19 protein-coding genes and 4 pseudogenes are annotated in these 18294 nt (G+C 57.6%); 10 read left to right on the forward strand and 13 right to left on the reverse strand.

Annotation, left to right across the window (positions count from 1 at the left end):
• The first annotated feature begins 171 nt into the window (after positions 1-171).
• On the forward strand, positions 172-438 hold the full coding sequence (locus tag AACY45_RS22420; RefSeq protein ID WP_339547435.1) for a DUF2790 domain-containing protein: 267 nt from the start codon (positions 172-174) through the stop codon (positions 436-438).
• Between the two features lie 78 nt (positions 439-516).
• On the opposite strand, the gene AACY45_RS22425 is transcribed toward AACY45_RS22420, so the two are convergent.
• On the reverse strand, positions 517-786 hold the full coding sequence (locus tag AACY45_RS22425) for a DUF1652 domain-containing protein (protein WP_339547436.1): 270 nt from the start codon (positions 784-786) through the stop codon (positions 517-519).
• 350 nt (positions 787-1136) lie between these two features.
• Here AACY45_RS22425 and eco point away from each other — a divergent pair, with 350 nt between their 5' ends.
• A complete protein-coding gene (eco, locus tag AACY45_RS22430) occupies positions 1137-1616 on the forward strand; it encodes a serine protease inhibitor ecotin (protein ID WP_339547437.1) in 480 nt (159 codons plus the stop codon).
• A gap of 41 nt (positions 1617-1657) precedes the next feature.
• On the opposite strand, the pseudogene ilvA reads toward eco, so the two are convergent.
• The 11 genes and pseudogenes from ilvA to AACY45_RS22485 all read right to left on the reverse strand — a co-directional run.
• Positions 1658-2647, reverse strand: a pseudogene (gene ilvA / locus AACY45_RS22435) (threonine ammonia-lyase, biosynthetic); the annotation flags it as partial.
• 178 nt (positions 2648-2825) lie between these two features.
• Positions 2826-3983: a PQQ-dependent sugar dehydrogenase gene (locus AACY45_RS22440; RefSeq protein ID WP_339547439.1), complete on the reverse strand. Its 1158-nt coding sequence runs from the start codon at positions 3981-3983 to the stop codon at positions 2826-2828.
• A gap of 38 nt (positions 3984-4021) precedes the next feature.
• Positions 4022-4399 (reverse strand): hypothetical protein, encoded by a 378-nt coding sequence (locus AACY45_RS22445; RefSeq protein WP_339547440.1) that lies wholly within the window; start codon positions 4397-4399, stop codon positions 4022-4024.
• Positions 4400-4826: 427 nt separating this feature from the next.
• Positions 4827-5384: a Tll0287-like domain-containing protein gene (locus AACY45_RS22450; protein ID WP_339547441.1), complete on the reverse strand. Its 558-nt coding sequence runs from the start codon at positions 5382-5384 to the stop codon at positions 4827-4829.
• A gap of 339 nt (positions 5385-5723) precedes the next feature.
• Positions 5724-5912 (reverse strand): YgaP family membrane protein, encoded by a 189-nt coding sequence (locus AACY45_RS22455; RefSeq protein ID WP_339547442.1) that lies wholly within the window; start codon positions 5910-5912, stop codon positions 5724-5726.
• Between the two features lie 13 nt (positions 5913-5925).
• The gene (locus AACY45_RS22460; RefSeq protein WP_339547443.1) at positions 5926-6345 is read right to left on the reverse strand and encodes a DUF6691 family protein; all 420 of its coding nucleotides are present in this window, start codon (positions 6343-6345) and stop codon (positions 5926-5928) included.
• Positions 6342-6782 (reverse strand): YeeE/YedE family protein, encoded by a 441-nt coding sequence (locus tag AACY45_RS22465; RefSeq protein ID WP_339547444.1) that lies wholly within the window; start codon positions 6780-6782, stop codon positions 6342-6344. Before AACY45_RS22465 ends, AACY45_RS22460 begins: the two co-directional genes overlap by 4 nt.
• Positions 6779-6880: pseudogene (locus tag AACY45_RS22470) on the reverse strand (transcriptional regulator); the annotation flags it as partial. The pseudogene AACY45_RS22470 and the gene AACY45_RS22465, both read right to left, overlap by 4 nt.
• Positions 6881-6894: 14 nt before the next feature.
• The gene (locus tag AACY45_RS22475; RefSeq protein WP_339547445.1) at positions 6895-7695 is read right to left on the reverse strand and encodes a sulfite exporter TauE/SafE family protein; all 801 of its coding nucleotides are present in this window, start codon (positions 7693-7695) and stop codon (positions 6895-6897) included.
• Positions 7696-7723: 28 nt separating this feature from the next.
• Entirely contained in the window at positions 7724-9394 is a 1671-nt protein-coding gene (locus AACY45_RS22480) for a TIGR01244 family sulfur transferase (RefSeq protein WP_339547446.1), read from the reverse strand.
• Positions 9395-9445: 51 nt separating this feature from the next.
• Complete coding sequence (locus tag AACY45_RS22485; RefSeq protein WP_339547447.1) at positions 9446-10324, reverse strand: MBL fold metallo-hydrolase; 879 nt, start codon at positions 10322-10324, stop codon at positions 9446-9448.
• Between the two features lie 237 nt (positions 10325-10561).
• Here AACY45_RS22485 and AACY45_RS22490 point away from each other — a divergent pair, with 237 nt between their 5' ends.
• The 7 genes and pseudogenes from AACY45_RS22490 to ligD all read left to right on the forward strand — a co-directional run.
• Positions 10562-11887, forward strand: coding sequence for a sigma-54 interaction domain-containing protein (locus tag AACY45_RS22490; RefSeq protein WP_339547448.1), 1326 nt, complete (start codon positions 10562-10564; stop codon positions 11885-11887).
• Between the two features lie 146 nt (positions 11888-12033).
• The gene (cydP, locus tag AACY45_RS22495) at positions 12034-12234 is read left to right on the forward strand and encodes a cytochrome oxidase putative small subunit CydP (RefSeq protein WP_339547449.1); all 201 of its coding nucleotides are present in this window, start codon (positions 12034-12036) and stop codon (positions 12232-12234) included.
• Positions 12231-13803 (forward strand): annotated as a pseudogene (locus AACY45_RS22500) (cytochrome ubiquinol oxidase subunit I). The gene cydP and the pseudogene AACY45_RS22500 overlap by 4 nt, the downstream one beginning before the upstream one ends.
• On the forward strand, positions 13796-14932 hold the full coding sequence (gene cydB, locus AACY45_RS22505; protein WP_339547450.1) for a cytochrome d ubiquinol oxidase subunit II: 1137 nt from the start codon (positions 13796-13798) through the stop codon (positions 14930-14932). Before AACY45_RS22500 ends, cydB begins: the two are co-directional and overlap by 8 nt.
• A gap of 22 nt (positions 14933-14954) precedes the next feature.
• The gene (gene cydX / locus AACY45_RS22510; RefSeq protein ID WP_339547451.1) at positions 14955-15077 is read left to right on the forward strand and encodes a cytochrome bd-I oxidase subunit CydX; all 123 of its coding nucleotides are present in this window, start codon (positions 14955-14957) and stop codon (positions 15075-15077) included.
• Positions 15074-15361 carry a cyd operon YbgE family protein gene (locus AACY45_RS22515; RefSeq protein WP_339547452.1) on the forward strand — a complete coding sequence of 96 codons (288 nt, stop codon included), beginning with the start codon at positions 15074-15076 and terminating at the stop codon, positions 15359-15361. The genes cydX and AACY45_RS22515 overlap by 4 nt, the downstream gene beginning before the upstream one ends.
• A gap of 7 nt (positions 15362-15368) precedes the next feature.
• Positions 15369-15751, forward strand: a pseudogene (gene ligD / locus AACY45_RS22520) (non-homologous end-joining DNA ligase LigD); the annotation flags it as partial.
• Positions 15752-15800: 49 nt separating this feature from the next.
• Here ligD and lpxO read toward each other — a convergent pair.
• Positions 15801-16700 carry a lipid A hydroxylase LpxO gene (gene lpxO / locus AACY45_RS22525; RefSeq protein ID WP_339547453.1) on the reverse strand — a complete coding sequence of 300 codons (900 nt, stop codon included), beginning with the start codon at positions 16698-16700 and terminating at the stop codon, positions 15801-15803.
• Between the two features lie 477 nt (positions 16701-17177).
• On the opposite strand from lpxO, the gene AACY45_RS22530 reads away from it, so the two are divergent.
• The gene (locus AACY45_RS22530) at positions 17178-18281 is read left to right on the forward strand and encodes an AI-2E family transporter (protein ID WP_339547454.1); all 1104 of its coding nucleotides are present in this window, start codon (positions 17178-17180) and stop codon (positions 18279-18281) included.
• The last annotated feature ends 13 nt before the right edge of the window (positions 18282-18294 follow it).

Genomic DNA, 18294 nt, shown 5'->3' on the forward strand with positions numbered 1-18294 from the left:
TTAGTCTGAAATCGGCCGGCGGAAATTCAGCACAAACCGACTTAACCTCCGGTTAATCCTGTGGTCCAACAGTGACTGGACCGCGTTCGCGCAGAACTCTTTGACGCCCCACGCGGCAGGGCCGGCATCCGAAATGCCGCGCCGACTTCAAGCCCGCTGCGGAGACTACCCATGAACCTGCGAATCCTGCTGCTTGCCTCTACCCTTGCCAGCACCGGGGTGTCCGGCCTGGTGCTGGCCGACAACACCACTACCGCGTTACCCGTGCCCTATCACTACGGCATGCCGCTGCAGGTGAAACACGTGATTTCGATGACCGAACCCAGCACCCAGGAGTGCAAAGTGGTCACGGCGCAGATGACGTTCATCGATAACCAGGGCAAACAGCAGGCCATCAGCTATCTGACGCTATCGAACGCCTGCAGCTATCAGAACTGAACGAAGAGGGAGCAATGCGCCGGGCCTGGCGTCATGACCAGGCTCGGCGCATCGGGGTCGAATTCAGCGGGCGAAGGCTTAAAATGCCCGCAGTTTCGGCTCGATCGCGTGAGTACCGGGCCTGTATGCCAGGTCGTGGCGCAGTTCGGCAATCAGCTCATTGATTTCGCGGCAACCGTTGAGGGTGCTGGCGTCGATCCCGGTAACCACCAGGTCGATCTGATCGGTCTGGTGGTCGCCGAAAACCTTGATGGTCATCGAAAGGTCCGGTGACAGCGTGCATTGGCAGCGTTTAGGCAAAAAACTGCTTTCAATGATATTGCGCAGTTCCAAGGCAGACAGAAACATAAGCAGGCTCTCCTTTTTATCGACCGAATAATGATTTTTGGTCAACCACTGCCGACCAAGCCGGTTCTTTCCTTGGCGGTGTTCTCAGGTTGTGCCATGACGCAATCCCGATGTTTTTTTACATGATGCGCCTTATTACATGAGCATAAAACATGCCCTAAACCTCGCGCGGCAGTTCGTCGACTAATCAGCAGCTTAGGTCAGGCATCGACGAATGGACTCATGCAAAACGCAAGAATCGTGATAAAGCATCCTGCAATTTGCCCGCCAAGCCATTGCGGTTTGCATTAGCCGAGCGCCGCGGTAAGAATGCTCGCGCTTACTGAATCCACCCTACGCAAGGAGGCATCATGCGCTCTTCTCATCTAAGCGTCATGACTGTGCTGCTGGCCGGTCTGTCGACCCAGGCCCTGGCCACAAAACTCGAAGACGTCGCGCCCTTCCCCAAGGCGGACAAGGGTTTTACCCGGCAGGTCATTCACCTCGCCCCGCAAACCGCTGAAGACAACTTCCAGGTCGAGATCCTCGCCGGCAAGACCCTGACCGTGGATTGCAATCGCCAACGCCTGGGCGGCATGCTCGAAGAAAAGAACCTGGAAGGCTGGGGTTATCCGTTCTACCGGATGGACAAGGTCATCGGCCCGATGAGCACCCTGATGGCTTGCCCGGATGGCAAGCGCACGGAAGCCTTCGTGCCCGTGGTCGGAGATGGCTTCATGCTGCGCTACAACAGCAAGTTGCCGATCGTGCTCTACGTGCCCAAGGACATCGAAGTGCGCTACCGCATCTGGTCGGCTTCCGACAAGGTCGAGAAAGCCGTCCAGGAATAACCCTGCAGGCCCACGCCTCACGCCGACGCGCCCCACACGGCGGCGCGCTCGGCAACATGGCGCAGGCTGTCGAAGTTGATGTTGGCACCGGAGTCGATGGCGACCAGCGTCTGCCCCTCGATGGCGTTGCGTTGTACATACTGCTTGATCCCCGCGACGGCCAACGCCCCGGAAGGTTCGGTGATCGAGCGGCTATCGTCGTAGATATCCTTGATGGCGGCGCATAACTCATCGTTGCTGACGGTCAGCACCTGATCCACGTAGTCGCGGCAGATGGCAAAACCGTGGGCGCCGATCTGTGCCACGGCAACGCCATCGGCGAAACTCCCGACACTCGCTAGCGTCACCGGCTCCCCGGCCGCCATGGCTGCCTGCAGACAGGCCGAATGCTCGGATTCGACGCCGATGATGCGGATAGCCGGCCGCAGGTACTTGACGTACGCGGCGATGCCCGCAATCAACCCGCCCCCACCGACCGGAACAAAGATCGCATCCAGCCGCCCCGGATGCTGGCGCAGGATCTCCATGGCCACGGTGCCCTGCCCGGCTATCACCTGCGGGTCGTCGAACGGCGAGACGAAAGTGCGACCGCTATCGCGCGCCAGCGTCAGGGCATGCTCCAGGGCAAACGGGAAACTGGCGCCGTGCAACAGCGCCTGGGCGCCACGGCTGCGCACGCCGAGCACCTTCAACTCAGGCGTCGACTCGGGCATGACGATACAGGCGTCGATCCCCAGCTCCCGCGCGGCCAGCGCCACCCCTTGGGCATGATTACCGGCCGAGGCGGTGATCACGCCGTGGGCTTTGTGTGCCTCACTCAGGTGGGCCAGCTTGTTGTAGGCGCCGCGAATCTTGAAGGAGAAGGTCGGTTGCAGGTCTTCGCGCTTGAGCAGGACCTGGTTGCCCAGGCGCTCGGACAACGCCGGCGCGGCCTGCAAGGGAGTGCGCACCGCCAGTTGATAGACCGGCGCGGCGAGGATCATTTTCACGTAGTGCGCCAGCAGCGGTTGCCCGGCGGTGGGAGTGTCCATTGATGTCTCCTGAGTGTGCAGGCCCTGGAGACAGAAAAACAAAACCCGCCTCAAGGGCGGGTTGGGTGCAGCCGTCAGCTAGCCCGCCAAATCCGGAATGGCGGTAATAATAATGCTTGGCTGGCGGCGCGATACGGTGAAAGTCATGCCCGGAAATTAGCGTCGGGGCGTCGGCAAGTCAATCCCCGGTTTGCAGGCCGATCTTGTAGAGCGCACCGTTCTGTTCGTCGGTCAGTACATAGAGGTAGCCGTCCGGCCCCTGGCGCACATCGCGGATCCGCGCCTTCAGTTCACCCAGCAGACGCTCCTCATGCACCACCTTGTCGCCCGCAAGTTGCAGACGAATCAGTTCCTGGGTCGCCAGCGCGCCGATGAACACACTGTGCTGCCAGGCCTTGAACCGGTCGCTGTCGTAGAACGCCATGCCACTGACACCCGGCGATTGTAGCCAGACGTGATGGGGGCCAACGGTCCCTTCGACGGCCTGGCCGCGGGCTTCGGGGATTGGCAGCCCGGAGTAGTTGATGCCGTGGGTCGCATAGGGCCAACCGTAGTTTTTACCCCGCGCGATGATGTTGATCTCATCGCCGCCCTTGGGCCCGTGCTCGTTTTCCCAGAGCTCGCCGCTCCAGGGGTTCAGGGCCACGCCTTGCGGGTTGCGCTGGCCGTAGGACCAGATTGACGGGCGTACCCCGGCCTGGCCGACAAACGGATTGTCCTTGGGCACCTGGCCGTCCGGGTAGATCCGTACCACCTTGCCTTGCAGCTTGTCGAGGTCCTGCGCGGTCTCGCGCACGTTGTTCTCGCCCAGGGTGATGAATAGATAGCCGTCGTGATCAAACACCAGGCGTGAGCCGAAATGGTTGCTGGTGGAGAGCTTGGGCTCCTGGCGGAAGATCACCTGGAAATCCTCCAGTGCCTTGAGGTCCGTGGACAAGCGGCCACGACCGACGGCCGTGCCGGCCTTGCCCCCGGCACCACCGCCCTCGGCATAGGACAGGTACACCAGGCGGTCACTCTTGAACTGCGGCGACAGCGCCACGTCAAGCAAGCCGCCCTGGCCCTTGGCCCAGACACTGGGCACCCCGCTCAATGGCGCCGAGGGCTTGCCGCCGGCGTCGACGATCCGCAGGTTGCCTGACCGTTCGGTTACCAGGATGCCTTGCTGGTCGGGGAGAAACGCCAGGGCCCAGGGGTGTTCCAGGCCTTGGCTGAGCTGGGTCACCGACAGGCTGCCCAGCTCGCTCGGCAGTTGTTGACTGGACGCCGCCGACACCGGCAGCGCGATCATCAGGGCGCTGCCCAACAGGGTCGCCAAAAGAGTTTTTCCTGACATTCACACATCCTTTATGACTGATCGTTGCCACGGGCCCATCAGCGATTGCTGCTGCCCGGGTCTCTGGGAGGGGGTGCGGGTGAGACATAGGGCCTCACCGTACCAGGGGTCGCGTTGGGGCGCGGGTAACCGTTGCCAATGCCGCCGTTGTCCAGGGTCGGCGGGCGCGGCACCGGCACGGTGTTGGGCGCGCGAATCACCGGCGCTGCCGGTCGGGTGCCCTGCATGCTGTTGGGGTTGGCCCGGCGAATCGGGTTGTTGTAGGGGTTGTTGTTGCTGGCGCCCGGTAGATTCTGCGCAACCACAAGGCCAGGCGCGGCGAGCGCGGCAATCCGGTCGGGATCGTCCTGCGCCTGCGCCATCGTCCCCAGCAAGGTCGACGCCAGCAGCGCTACAGCCAACACGTACCTGCTCATGATGGAGGTCCTCCACTGTCATGCCGATAAGGTCTTCGATACCACGCTACGCCCAGGGTTCGCTGCTGTGAAGGAAATACTCCCAGAAAAGATCTTGCAGGGCTGCCTGCCACCGGGCTCCACCTGGCCCCCACCGGAAACTTTCGCCACCCCACGCGGGTACCTGAACATCACAGCGCGAGGCAACGGCGATGGCACAGGCACTCTGGAAAGGCGCAATCAGATAGAGGCTAAATCTGGTCAAGTCCTATGCAAACAACTGGTCAAGTCAGTGCAATTACCCATTTTTCTTACTTAGTTGTCAGATGCAGTGGTCTAATAAAAATTGAACCGCTCTAGTACCCGGCTCAAGAATCGAACGTTGTAGGTTTAACAGAAATTCCGCTCACAAAGAATCGATATATTCTCGTTGTTTTGCATGCCTGAGTTAATCATTTGCTGTCTCTATGATTCGGCGTAGAGTAAATGCACCGCGCAACTCTCCTAGAGCAAAGCCTCGGGCTTTATCCTGCGGATAGCGTTGATCTATTACCGCAGTCAGTTCCGCTTTTATCTCCTTACCATGGCATCCTAAACACGCTTCACCTGTGGAGATAGCCTTCATCATTCGGAACTCACCCTTTACGATTTCGGAATACGCTAAACCAGATAATGCTTCACCTGCCGCAGCGCGCTTAACAAATTGCTCAAGTATCTGCTTTTCCCAAGCGTCTGGTACGTTATCGGGATTTCGAACCTTTAATGCTGTCCGCCCCACAACCCACGGTGTTTGACTGTGCTGATTAGCAATTTGCGGTGCGAGCAACTGGCAAGCCTCAACGGCGTTAACTGATCCACCTGTTTGCATAGCTGATTTCACGGTTTCCATAAGATGCTGCTGGAAGGGGGGAATAAAACTTGCTCCTTCAGCCGTCATCTTTTCGAGGTCGTCAGCATAGGCTGCAACACTCAATGCTCCGCCCAGAAAAATCGTTACTATCCTCATTTCAATCTCCTTATACTTTCATCGATCGAACTGTTGGGGTTAACAAACATGGCCTTGGCGGGGTATTGAACCACGATCTAAAACGTGCAACTGCACTTGTCAGGTGGCGATGCCATTGATGCATGCCTAGGTTTAAGTGAGTCACTGACAACAGAGCTGTAGGTGTACGTGGCGGAGTCAAAAAAACTTCAACAGGTGGTTTCGTGATGGAATTCTCTCTTCGATATATGAACCGGAGTGCTGATCTACAACGGCCTTGGTAAAGAGTCATGATCTGCGCTGCGTACCTAAACCACCACGGGCACCTTCAGGCACCCGTAAGTGTGCAACGTTTGTCGCTCAGCAACGGTTACAGGTTTTGATGCCTAGCACCGTATAGACAGGGCAGAAACGGAAAATGCCAGTGACCAGCGGCACTAAACCTATCCAACCCCACATGCCGATCACACCGGATAGACTGAGGCCAATGAGAAGCAGACCGGCGACAATGCGCAGGCTACGGTCGATGGTTCCAATGTTCGCTTTCATGGCGATCTCCCGATCAATGGCTGCGCCGAGTCTCCAGCGCAGTAAACAACAACATGCCGGCCAGCATGGCCAACATGAATACGATCACTTGCCAGCGTCCTGTCGCCAGAATTGCCACGGCGGGGCCAGGACAGATGCCCGCTATTCCCCAGCCGATGCCAAACAACAGGCTCCCGCCAATCAAGCGCGGGTCCAGCTCACGTTTGATCGGTAGTTGCATTGGCCTTCCCAGCAACGAACTGGAGTGTTGTCGCGCCCAGGTTAGCGGGCCAACGGCTATGCCAATTGCCCCGACCATGACCAACGCCAAGGAAGGGTCCCAAGCACCAGTGAAATCCAGGAAAGCGAGTACTTTGCTCGGGTTGGCCATGCCTGCCAGAAGCAGACCTAAGCCGAATAGCAGACCAGCAATGAATGCACTCAGTTTGATCATGTCCACCCCCCCAGAAGATGACGCAAGACAAACACGGTGGCGAAACCACTGAACATGAAGCACACAGTGGCGACCATCGATCGCGGCGAAAGGCGCGATATACCGCACACCCCATGGCCACTGGTGCAACCTGAACCGTATCGTGTGCCGATGCCCACCAATACACCGGCGACGATCAATCCGAACCAGCCACTTTGGAACTCAATCTGCGGCAGCGTGGCGAACAAGCCCCATAGCAGCGGCGCGATGAGCAGGCCCAGGAGAAACAGCGCTTTCTCACTCACCCCCTCGCTTCCACGCTGCAAAAGACTGCCGATCAGACCACTGATGCCCGCGATACGCCCATTGGCGACGACGAATAGACTGGCCGCCAGGCCAATCAATGCGCCACCTGCAAGGGATGACCAGGGAGTGAAGTTGAGCCAGTCGACATTCATGAGGCTTCTCCGGAGAAAAATTGTTGATTCAAGGTTTGGATGACTGCCAATGCCGCGGGACTGCTGACGCGATAGAGCACCTGCTTTCCGTCACGGCGTCTCATGTACATGGCTAAACAGCTTTCACCATCAAGGCCACCGCAACCACCATAGAAACAGCGGCGAAGCCTCTTTGCAGCTGTGGGCCCGCTAGCCGGGCCGCGATCAGGCGCCCGCACACCATTCCAACCAATGCTCCAATGGAAAACGGAATGGCAACCGCCCACTGTAAGTGCCCAGCTGCCGAACTTGCAGCAACGCCTGAAATTGAAATAAGAGCAATGACGGCCAGAGACGTTGCAAGCACTGACTGCGCTGTCAGATTGGTGTATCGCTGTAGCGCCGGCACCATCACAAAGCCACCGCCCACGCCGAGCAAACCAGAAAGTCCTCCCGCGACAATGCCCGAAACGGTAAGCGCCCATGCACAGGGTGCAGTCCAGTTCAGCTTTCCGCGATTTGCGTCCAACAAACAAGGTGGTGATTTGTTCATAACCGGTGTCTTTGCTTGCGCGGAAGAAGGCAATGAGCGTTGAAACACCCGGAACGCTACGTACATCAAGACAACGGCAAAGATGATCGTCAGCGGACGGTTAGGTATGCGCTGCGCCAACCAAAGGCCAAGCGGAGAACAGATGATCCCTGCTCCTGCGATCAAAAGCGCCGCTTTGTAGCGGACAGTGCCGTTTTTAAGTCCCATTACGGCACCAAGGCTCGCGGCTAAACCGACAGCCAGTAAGCCAATTGGTCCTGCTTCAGCCATGCTCAAGCCCACTCCAAACACCAACAAGGGAACAGCCAGTATTCCTCCGCCGGCGCCGGTCAGCGCGAGAATGACCCCAACAGTAAGCCCGAGCAGTAAGATGACGGTCATCTCAGTCTCCTTGCTTTCAGGTCTGGTTTCATAGGTCGGCCAGCTCAGGTTTCGCCATCCACTCATGGCCCTTGAGCATTCCCTTCCAGTACAGCGGTGGAAGAATCCGCTCCTTGAGCAGCCATGCCAGCCTCGATGGCCGGGTACCGTCAATCAGCCAGGACGGGAAGCTGGGGGCGACCTTGCCGCCATAGGTGAACTCCGCCAGTACGATCTTGCCGCGTTCTACCGTCAGCGGGCAGGAGCCGTAACCGTCGTAGCGAGCACTGCCTTTTGCTTTACCCATTGCAGCCAACACATTGTGGGCAACAACGGGAGCCTGCTTGCGTGCAGCCGCCGCGGTTTTGGCGTTGCTGGAGTTGGCAGCGTCTCCCAGCGCGTGAATATTGACCCAGGTTTTATGACGCAGAGTGGCAGGGTCGACATCGATCCAGCCGGCCGCATCAGCGAGAGGGCTGACCCGAACAAAATCCGGCGCAATCTGCGGTGGCACCACATGAAGCAGATCAAACTCGCGCTTTACAAGATGGGAGCTACCATCCGGATCAACGCAGTTGAACGTTGCAGTCCGTGCGGGTCCATTCACGCTGGTGAGTGTGTTGCCGAAACTCAGGTCGACACCGTAGTCCTTGATGTATTCCATCAGTGCGGGCACATAGTCGGGAACGCCGAACAGCACCGCGCCGGCGCTGCAAAACTCGATCTCGACGTTGTCCAATACACCGGTACGTTTCCAATGATCAGCCGACAGGTACATTGCTTTTTGCGGCGCCCCGGCACATTTGATCGGCATGGGTGGTTGCGTGAAAATGGCTCGCCCACCACGCAGTTGCTGCACCAGTTCCCACGTATAGGGGGCAAGGTGATACAGGTAGTTTGAAGTCACGCCGTTGCGACCTAGGGTGTCCGACAAACCCTCGATTGCATGCCAATTGAGCTTCAGCCCAGGGCACACGATCAGTTGCTCGTATTTGACAACTCTGCATCCATCAAGGATGACGGCATTTCTCTCGGGTTCGAAAGCGGCGACCGCCGACTTGATCCAGTGCACGCCTCGGGGGATGGTCGTGCCCATCGTGTGGGCAGTTCGGGGCGCATCGAAGACACCACAGCCGACAAGTGTCCAGCCTGGCTGGTAGTAGTGCACATCTGCCGGGTCGATTATGGCAACGTCGAGTCCAGGATCTCGCGCCAGTAAACTGGATGCAGTCGCGATACCTGCCGTACCGCCCCCGATGATGACCACGGCATGCTGCGCCTCCGCAACTTCGACCGGCGTGCGCCCCTGATTCGCAATCCGGCGAATGACGCCTTTCATATCGAACCCGGCTTTTTTGGCGGTCTCGACGATGTATGGCAGGGGTTGTTGGCCCGCTTGTGACAGCGCCCACATCGTTGTCGAGCGCATGCCGGAACGGCAATAGGCCAACACCGGTTTGGGAAGCGTTTCAAGGATCCTGCCGAAGGCAATACCTTGCTCATCGGTCACTTTGCCTGATTCAGCGGGAAGGTAGTGCGCATCGATGCCGAGCGCTCCGGCGGCTCGTTTGATTTCGGCAAACAAGGGTTGATCGCTGCCTTCGCCATCGGGACGGTTACACACAATGGCGCGAAAACCGGCTTCTTTTAGTTCAGCCAATTGGTTGGGAAAAATCTGTTCTGATACCGACAGTCCAGGCGCAAGGCAGCGAATGTCCATAAGGGTCTCCGTTATGGGTATTTTTCTTATAGGTTGTTTGGGGAGGCAACGTCAGGCGACGTTGAGTGGGATTTTCAGGTAGCGCGTCCCGTTCGCTTCAGGCTCAGGCAAATGCCCGGCCCGCATGTTGACCTGAACGGATGGCAGGATCAGCGTCGGCATGTCCATCGATGCATCACGCTTTGTGCGCATCGCCACAAACTCCTCCTCACTAATCCCGTTACGCACATGAACGTTGTGCGCGCGTTGGTCTGCAACAGTACTGACGAACTGCACCTCGCGGCCACCAGGCTGGTAGTCATGGCACATGTACAGCAAGGTATTGGCCGGCAGACTCAGCACCTTGTTGATTGACTGGAACAACGTACGCGCATCGCCACCGGGAAAGTCACAACGTGCAGTACCGTAGTCAGGCATAAACAAGGTATCGCCGACGAATGCAGCCGTTTCGGTCCCATCGCTGATCACATAAGTCATACAGGCTGGTGTGTGGCCCGGTGTATGGAGCGCGTGGCATTGCAGCGTGCCAATGGTAAAGGGCTCGTCATGAACGAACAGGTGATCGAACTGACTTCCGTCGCGCGCCATATCGCCACCTGTATTGAACAGAGTGCCGAACACCTCTTGCACCGTCGAAATCTGACTGCCGATCCCTATTTTTCCACCGAGTTTTTCCTTCAAGTAAGGCGCGGCCGTCAGGTGGTCTGCGTGGACGTGGGTCTCAAGAATCCAGTCGACCCTCGCATTGAGTTCGTTCACCCTCGCAATCAATTTGTCGGCAGCCGTTGTGGCGGTGTGGCCGGATTTAGGGTCGTAGTCAAGTACGCTGTCCACTAAGGCGCAGTGCTTGGTCGCTTCGTCCAGCACAAGGTAGCTGACGGTATTGGTAGCAGAGTCGAAGAATCCTTCGACGTGAAGTTTTACGCTCATAACCTGTCTCCTTAGGGGGCTTTTACCGAGCCGCTCACACTAAGGACTGACATAGCAATAAGTCTGCCAGGCTAAAGTCGTACAGGAATTTAATCTTATCCATTTGATTTTATTAGGTTTAACTTTCTGCTTAGGGTTGGATTTTTTCTACGCCCACCCAAATCCACTGCCATTGGCAGTACCTATTGACAGAGGTGGCAGTGCCACAACAGGATGGATGGATTCTCAGGAGCCACCATGAAGACCATCCTGCTCAACTCAGACAACTCACTCCCACACCCGGATCAAGTGCAGTCACTTGTTTCGTTTCTTGAGCACGAATCACAGCCGATGATCGTGCTCGATCCGGAGTACAACATCCTGGCGGCCAACACTGCCTATCAGCGACAGTTTGGCAGTGCTGACAAACCCTTTATCGGTCATAAGTGTTATCAAGTCTCACACCATTACGATGTCCCATGTGATCAGGCGGGTGAGAATTGTCCGATGAAAAAGGCGCAGGAAATGCGCGGGCCGGATCGTGTTTTGCACATTCACCATACGCCTCGCGGTCCCGAGCATGTCGACGTCGAATTGCGTCCGATTTTAGATGAGCACGGCGTTGTTACTGCCTATGTGGAGCGTCTCACACTGGTCCGCAGCGCCTCAGCGCGACCCAGCAACGAAGGGTTGGTAGGCTGTTCACCCGCCTTTAACCTCGCCCTGTCTGAGCTGCAGCGGGTCGCACCATCAATGCTGCCGGTACTGCTATTAGGCGAGTCCGGTACGGGCAAAGAGTTGTTCGCTCGCGCGGTACATGAAACCAGCGAGCGGGCCACTGGACCCTTTGTAGTCGTAGATTGCTCAGGATTGACCGAAACGTTGTTTGAGAGCGAGCTGTTCGGCCATGAAAAAGGAGCATTCACCGGTGCCACCACGCGCAAGCCTGGCTTGGTCGAAACGGCCCAGGGCGGCACGTTGTTCCTTGATGAGATTGGCGATGTTCCGCTGGCAATGCAGGTGAAACTGTTGCGCCTGATCGAATCGGGCACCTATCGTCGTGTCGGCAGTGTCGAGACCCTTCACGCCAACTTCAGGTTAATTGCGGCGACCCACAAACCACTGGAAAAAATGATGGAGAAAGGGGAGTTCAGGCAGGACCTGTACTACCGCATTAGCGCCTTTCCCATTCAGTTACCCCCCTTGCGCAACCGAGTCGAAGACATTGGGTTGCTGGTGAATTCATTTCTACAACGTGCCGGTACAGGCAAGCGCCGGCTGACGATAGATGCGGATGCCCTGGCACAATTGCAACGGCTTTCCTGGCCCGGCAATATCCGTGAGTTACGCAATGTTCTAGAAAGAGCCAGTCTGTTCGCCGACGATGGAGTGATCCGCTCCATACATTTACCCCAGCCCAGCGTCGTGATGCCTGCTCAGTCCTCGACTTCCCCCCCTTTCGACGGCAGCACGCTGGTACAAACACTCGCTACTTTTAAAGGTACCCGCAGTGAGCTGGCCAAGCACATGGGGATTAGCGAGCGTACGTTGTACAGACGACTGAAAGAACAAGGTTTGGCCTAGTCGCTAGCGCTCACGCCACACGACTGCCAATGACTGCCACTCTGGCAGATTGGCAGCGCATTAACCTGCCATGGCATCCCCTTCCGTGGCAGTTCCATTATTAAGTCACTGTTATTAAACGATAAAATAAACAAGCCTCCCTTGGCATGCCGCGTGCTAACTGCATCGTCATGACCATTTCCGACAAACGACTGCGACGCCATCTGCTCACAGCAGTACTGATCAAGCTACTGGTGCTGACAGTGCTGTGGTGGCTGTTCATCCGGGATTCGCACGTCAGCGTCGACTCGAACACCATCGGCGACAGGTTCGGTGTACCCACCTCGACTCAAGGGGCAAGCAAGTGATTTCAGAACAACTGGTGGATCTGTCTCGGCTGCAGTTTGCAGCCACTGCGCTTTACCACTTTCTTTTTGTACCGCTCACGGTTGGCATGGTGTGGCTGCTGGTCATCATGGAAAGCGTCTATGTGATGACCGGTAATGTCATCTGGAAAGACATGACGCGCTTCTGGGGCAAGCTGTTCGGCATCAACTTCGCCCTCGGGGTGACCACGGGTATCACCCTGGAATTTCAGTTCGGTACCAACTGGGCGTATTACTCGCACTACGTCGGCGACATCTTCGGTGCCCCACTGGCCATTGAAGGCTTGATGGCGTTCTTCCTCGAATCGACCATGATCGGCTTGTTTTTTTTTTGGTTGGGATCGCCTGAAGAAAGAGCACCACTTGCTGGTCACGCTGCTGATGGCGATTGGTACAAACCTTTCAGCGTTGTGGATTCTGATCGCCAATGGCTGGATGCAGAATCCGGTGGGTTCAGAGTTCAGTTACATCACCATGCGCATGGAGATGGTTGATTTTTGGGCGGTGGTTTTCAACCCGGTTGCACAGGCCAAGTTTGTGCACACCGTCTCCGCAGGTTACGTCACCGGCTCGATGTTTGTGCTGTCGATTTCCAGTTGGTACTTGCTCAAGAATCGTGATGTCGAGTTCGCCAAACGCAGCTTCCGGGTGGCGGCGGCCTTCGGCCTGGCATCAGTGCTGAGCGTGATTGTGCTGGGTGACGAGTCGGGTTACACAGTGGGTGAAGCACAGCAAACCAAGCTGGCAGCCATGGAGGCGATGTGGGAAACAAAACCTGCACCAGCGGGCCTGACATTGGTGGCCAGCATCAACGAAGCCGAGTCCAAAAATAACTGGGAAGTTGAAGTGCCCTGGGTGATGGGCTTGATTGGCACCCGCTCAGTCAGCAAGCAAATTCCAGGCATACATGACATCAAAGAAAAAAACCGCGCTCGAATTCTCCGCGGTGTTACCGCCGTCAATGCGCTTGAGGCCCTAAGGGCCAATCGCAGCGATTCGGCGGCTTTCCAGACATTCGAAGAATACAAGGCGGACCTGGGCTTTGGCCTGCTGCTTAAAAAGTATGTCGAAGACGTTAACCAGGCTACGCCGGCCATTATTGAAAAGGCCGTAAACGATACTGTACCGCGCGTGACACCGATGTTCTGGGCGTTCCGGATCATGGTAGGCCTTGGCTTTGCCATGCTTATGCTCTTCGGGCTAGCCTTCTGGAGCACCTTGAAGTCGACCTGCACGCGAAGCCGCTGGTTACTGCGCTGGGCACTTTGCATGTTGCCTGCGCCATGGATTGCCTGCGAACTGGGCTGGTTTGTCGCTGAATACGGCCGTCAGCCATGGACCATCTACGGCGTCCTGCCGACCCACATGAGTGTTTCCACCCTCAGCGTCAACAACCTCTATGGCTCGCTGGCGGGATTCATCGTTTTCTACACCGTGCTGCTGGTGGTTGAAATGTTCCTGATGGTCAAGTTTGCCCGTCAAGGTCCTGGCAGCCTCGGTACAGGCCGTTATGTTCACGACGCCCATTTGAAGGAACTCCACCATGCTTGATTACTTCACCCTGAAAATTATCTGGTGGGCGCTGGTCGGCCTGCTGCTGATCGGCTTCGCCATCATGGACGGTCACGATATGGGGGTTGGCACGCTGCTGCCCTTTGTTGGCCGCAATGACCTGGAGCGACGCGTTGTTATCAACACTGTTGGTCCGCACTGGGATGGGAATCAGGTTTGGTTCATCACTGCGGGTGGCGCATTGTTCGCGGCGTGGCCTGTGGTATATGCCACCGCATTCAGCGGATTCTATTGGGCGATGATTCTGGTCCTATGGGCGCTGTTCTTCCGCCCGGTAGGTTTTGACTATCGCAGCAAGATTCACAACTCCACTTGGCGCAGCACTTGGGATTGGGGGCTTTTTGTGGGTGGGGCCGTGCCGCCCCTGGTGTTCGGGATCGCGTTCGGCAACCTGTTGCAAGGTGTACCGTTCCACTTCAACGATCTTCTGGTGTCGACTTATACCGGAAGTTTCTGGCAACTGCTCAATCCCTTTGCGCTTCTGACCGGCGTTGTGAGTAGTGCAATGATCACCTTGCAGGGCGGCGCCTATCTGGCACATCGTACTGAAGGTGTTATCCAGGCCAGGGCAATCAAAGGTGCGGTGGGGGCGGCAATCGTATTGGCGTGCTCGTTTATAGCGGCCGGCATCTGGCTGCAATGGATCGACGGTTATCGCATTACATCGTTGGTTGATACCGCCGGACTGCCCGATATTCTTAACAAGTCCGTGGTACGCGAAGCGGGCGGCTGGATGGCCAACTATGGTGATTATCCGTTGTTGTGGCTGTTGCCCGTGCTGGGATTAATTGGCGCAGCAGGTGCCGCCATGTTGCTGATGATGCGTCGCACACTTTCGGCGTTTGTTGCCTCATCGCTTGCGGTGATCGCAGTCATCAGCACGGTGGGTGTGTCGATGTTTCCATTCATCATGCCGTCATCAACAGTGCCTGCGGCAAGCCTTACCGTGTGGGACAGCGTCTCCAGTCATTTAAGCCTAGCCATCATGTTCTGGGCCACGTTGATCTTCATGCCACTTATCGTGATTTACACCTCGTGGGCGTATCGCGTTATGCGGGGCAAGGTCACCGTCGCACAGATCAAAGCCAACGAACATTCGGCCTATTAGTGCCAGCCAAGGAGTAAAGACTATGTGGTATTTCGCCTGGATGCTGGGAGTCGGTTTTGCATTGCTACTGGCTATATTGAATGCGATGTGGGGCGAGAACGAAGGCAGTCGAGCCTTGAGCGACAATGACGAGACCCGGACATGATGCCGCGTGTTACTGGCACCTCACCGTCCTCACAAATTAATGTGCTGAGTCTGCTTATCGCTGTAGCGATCATGCTCGCCTGTACGCTCTATCCCCCCATGATGGCAGCCCCCGACGGGAAAGCTGACCATGTGTTGGCTACTGCATTGTTTGCGGCCATGAGTGTGGCCTTCGTGAGAGGTGTGGGTTTTGTCCCGCGGATGCTCGTCTGGCGTTGGCTTTTCTCAGGCTGGACCTGCTTTGCGGCACTTGCACTTGCTGGCTGGGTAAAGTTTCTACATTGAGGACTGACGACTGGCGATCCCCAGCATCCGGCAGTTGGCTCCCGGACTGGACCCCGGGCATGCGCGGCTGATGGCGATCGACACACCTGGGGAGCGACCGCCGATCACATCGAGACCCCGGACCAGTTCGTGCTCGATCTTGACCCTGACCCGGCGCTGCCCTGGAAAAGCATGCTGGAGGCCACCCAACTGACCCTGTCGGTGCTCGATGAACTGGGCCTGGAGGCTTACCTGAAAACCAGCGGCGGCAAGGGCATGCGCCTGATCGTGCCGCTGGCTCGCACGCAAAGCTGGGACAGGGTCAAGGCCTTCGCCAAAGCCATCGCCCAGTTCATGGCGGCCGAACTGCCGGAGCGTTTCAGCGCCACCATGGGGTCGACCTCAACCATCGCCAGCGCCTGAGCGCAACGATGTGGCAGCGACTGGGGGCGAAAAAACCTTAGATCCAAAGGATCAAGGCCAGCAGCGCGCCGAAGATTGCCCACTTTTCCAGGTAATAGAGCTTGCGATTGCGTTTCTTCAATTCCTTGCCGCGCAAGCGGATCTTGTACAGCCTGGCGAACGCGCGGTTGATCCCGCCGGTTTTATCGCCGGCATCGTTGGGCGCGCCGGCGGCGGACATCACGGTGCGGCTGAACCAGGCATTGAACGCGGCCGCCCAGCGGTATTTCAACGGCCGCTCGACGTCGCAGAACAGGATGATGCGATTTTCCTGGGTGGTGTTTTCGGCGTAGTGGATGTAAGTCTCGTCAAACATCACCGCCTCGCCATCGCGCCAGTGATAACGCTCGCCGTCGACCTCGATGTAGCAACCGGCGTCATTGGGAGTGTCCAGGCCCAGGTGATAACGATAAGAACCGGCATAGGGGTCACGGTGGCGCACCAGTTTCGAACCCGGTGGCAATTCGGCGAACATGGCCGCCTTGATCGAGCCGATGCTCTGGACCAGTTCGGTGGTGCGCGGGCACAGCTTGGTTGCCGAAGGATGGCTTTCGCCGTACCACTTCAGGTAGAAGCGCTTCCAGCCGGTCTTGAAGAACGAATTGAAACCCACGTCGTTGTACTGGTCCGAGCGCTTGATCTCCCCTGCCCGCAGCAGGTTCTGGCCCTCTGCGCGGATCTCCTGCCAATGGGCCTGCAGCGGGCTCAGGTCGGGGAAGTCACGAGGGTCCAGATACGGCCGGTTCGGCAGCTTGGAAAACAGGTAGAGAAAGCAGTTGATCGGCGCCAGGAAGCTCGAATGATCGCTTAACTGGCGACCCAGCTTGTGCCGCACGCGGCCGCGCAAGTGCACGTAGGCGATGGACAGGAGGTAGAGGGAAACAATGATCAGCTTCACGAAAATTAATCACAGGTCAGAAAAAATACATGTTGCGTGCCGCAAGGCCAGGATCTACGCAACCTCTGAAATTCAACGCCGGTACTGAGCACAACGCCAGCACACACTGTCGGCGCGCATTTTAGTCACAGTTTGCAGCCTGGAGAAAACTTACTAATGTGAAAAATCGTTAGGCCGGCGTGCTCAGCGCCCTGACCAGCGTGTCCGTCTGCGCCATTGATGACCTCGAGGCCGCCGCCAGCGACCCTGCCGGCCTTCGCCGCCCTGGCAGCCGCGTCAGGCTATGCAAACAAATTAATGAGCATTATTGATTGGCGTTTGCCGCCTGCCAGGCTTCCACTAGCGCCCCCTCCGGCTGCTCCGGCGGTGTGCTGGTGGGTGAAAATCGTCGATTCGACACCCCCATCACCTCCCATTGAGCGTCTATGCTGGATTTACCTTTCTTTTGCTTCTGCTGTCCGCCCCTGGAGGCCCTCCATGCTACCCACCCCCGTCACTGAGAAAACCTTCTCCCGGGATATGCTTGATGTGCTGATCCGTGCGGGGTTGCTCGCGGTGCTTCTGTTGTTCTGCTTTCGCATTTTCAGCCCCTTCCTGGACTTGATGCTGTGGTCGGTCATCCTGGCAATCACCCTGTATCCGTTGCACGGCAAACTCAGCCGCAAGCTGGGTACCAAAGGCGGGCACACGGCGACCCTGATGGTGCTGATCGCCGTGGCGATCCTGTTGGTGCCGGTCTATCTATTGGGCACCTCGATCGTCAGCTCGGTGGAAAGCGCCATGGCCATTGTCCGGGCCGACACCGTGCAAATCCCGGTACCACCTGATTCGGTAGCCACCTGGCCACTGGTGGGCGAAAAACTCCATGGGCTGTGGATGCAAGCCGTCACCGACCTGCCGGTGCTGGTACAAAAATACATCCCCGAGATCAAGCACGTCAGCCTCGCCCTGCTGAGCAAGCTGGCCGGCGCCGGTGCGGGTTTTCTGATCTTCATTTTTGCCCTGATCATCGCCGGGATCTTCATGGCCTACGGTGAAAGCGGCAGCCGCAGTGCGGTGCACATCGTTTCGCGGATCTGTGGCCCGGACCGTGGCCCCTCCATCACCGAGCTGTGCACCGCGACCATCCGTGCCGTGGCCCTGGGCGTGATCGGCATCGCCTTCATTCAAATGCTGCTGGTGGGGGCCGGGTTTGTCCTGATGGGCGTGCCCGCCGCCGGCTTGCTCGCCCTGGCGGTGCTGCTGCTGGGCATCATGCAACTGCCGGCCACACTGATCACACTGCCGGTAATCATCTTTGTGCTGGCCAGCCAAGGGGCGACCACCGCCACCATCATCTTCTCCATCTATGTGTTCGTCGCGGGCCTGGTGGATAACGTGCTCAAGCCGCTGCTGCTCGGCCGCGGTGTCGACGTGCCGATGCCTGTGGTGCTGATCGGCGCCTTGGGCGGCATGGTCACCAACGGCATCATCGGCCTGTTCATTGGCCCGGTGGTTCTGGCCGTGGCCTACCAGTTGTTCTGGCAATGGGTGCAGGACCAGCCGCCCGCTTCCCGGCCCGATAACCTGGGGCAGTCCTGACACAGGCGGGCAC

The organism is Pseudomonas sp. RA_35y_Pfl2_P32 (genome assembly GCF_963970735.1).
Taxonomy (GTDB): Bacteria; Pseudomonadota; Gammaproteobacteria; order Pseudomonadales; family Pseudomonadaceae; genus Aquipseudomonas.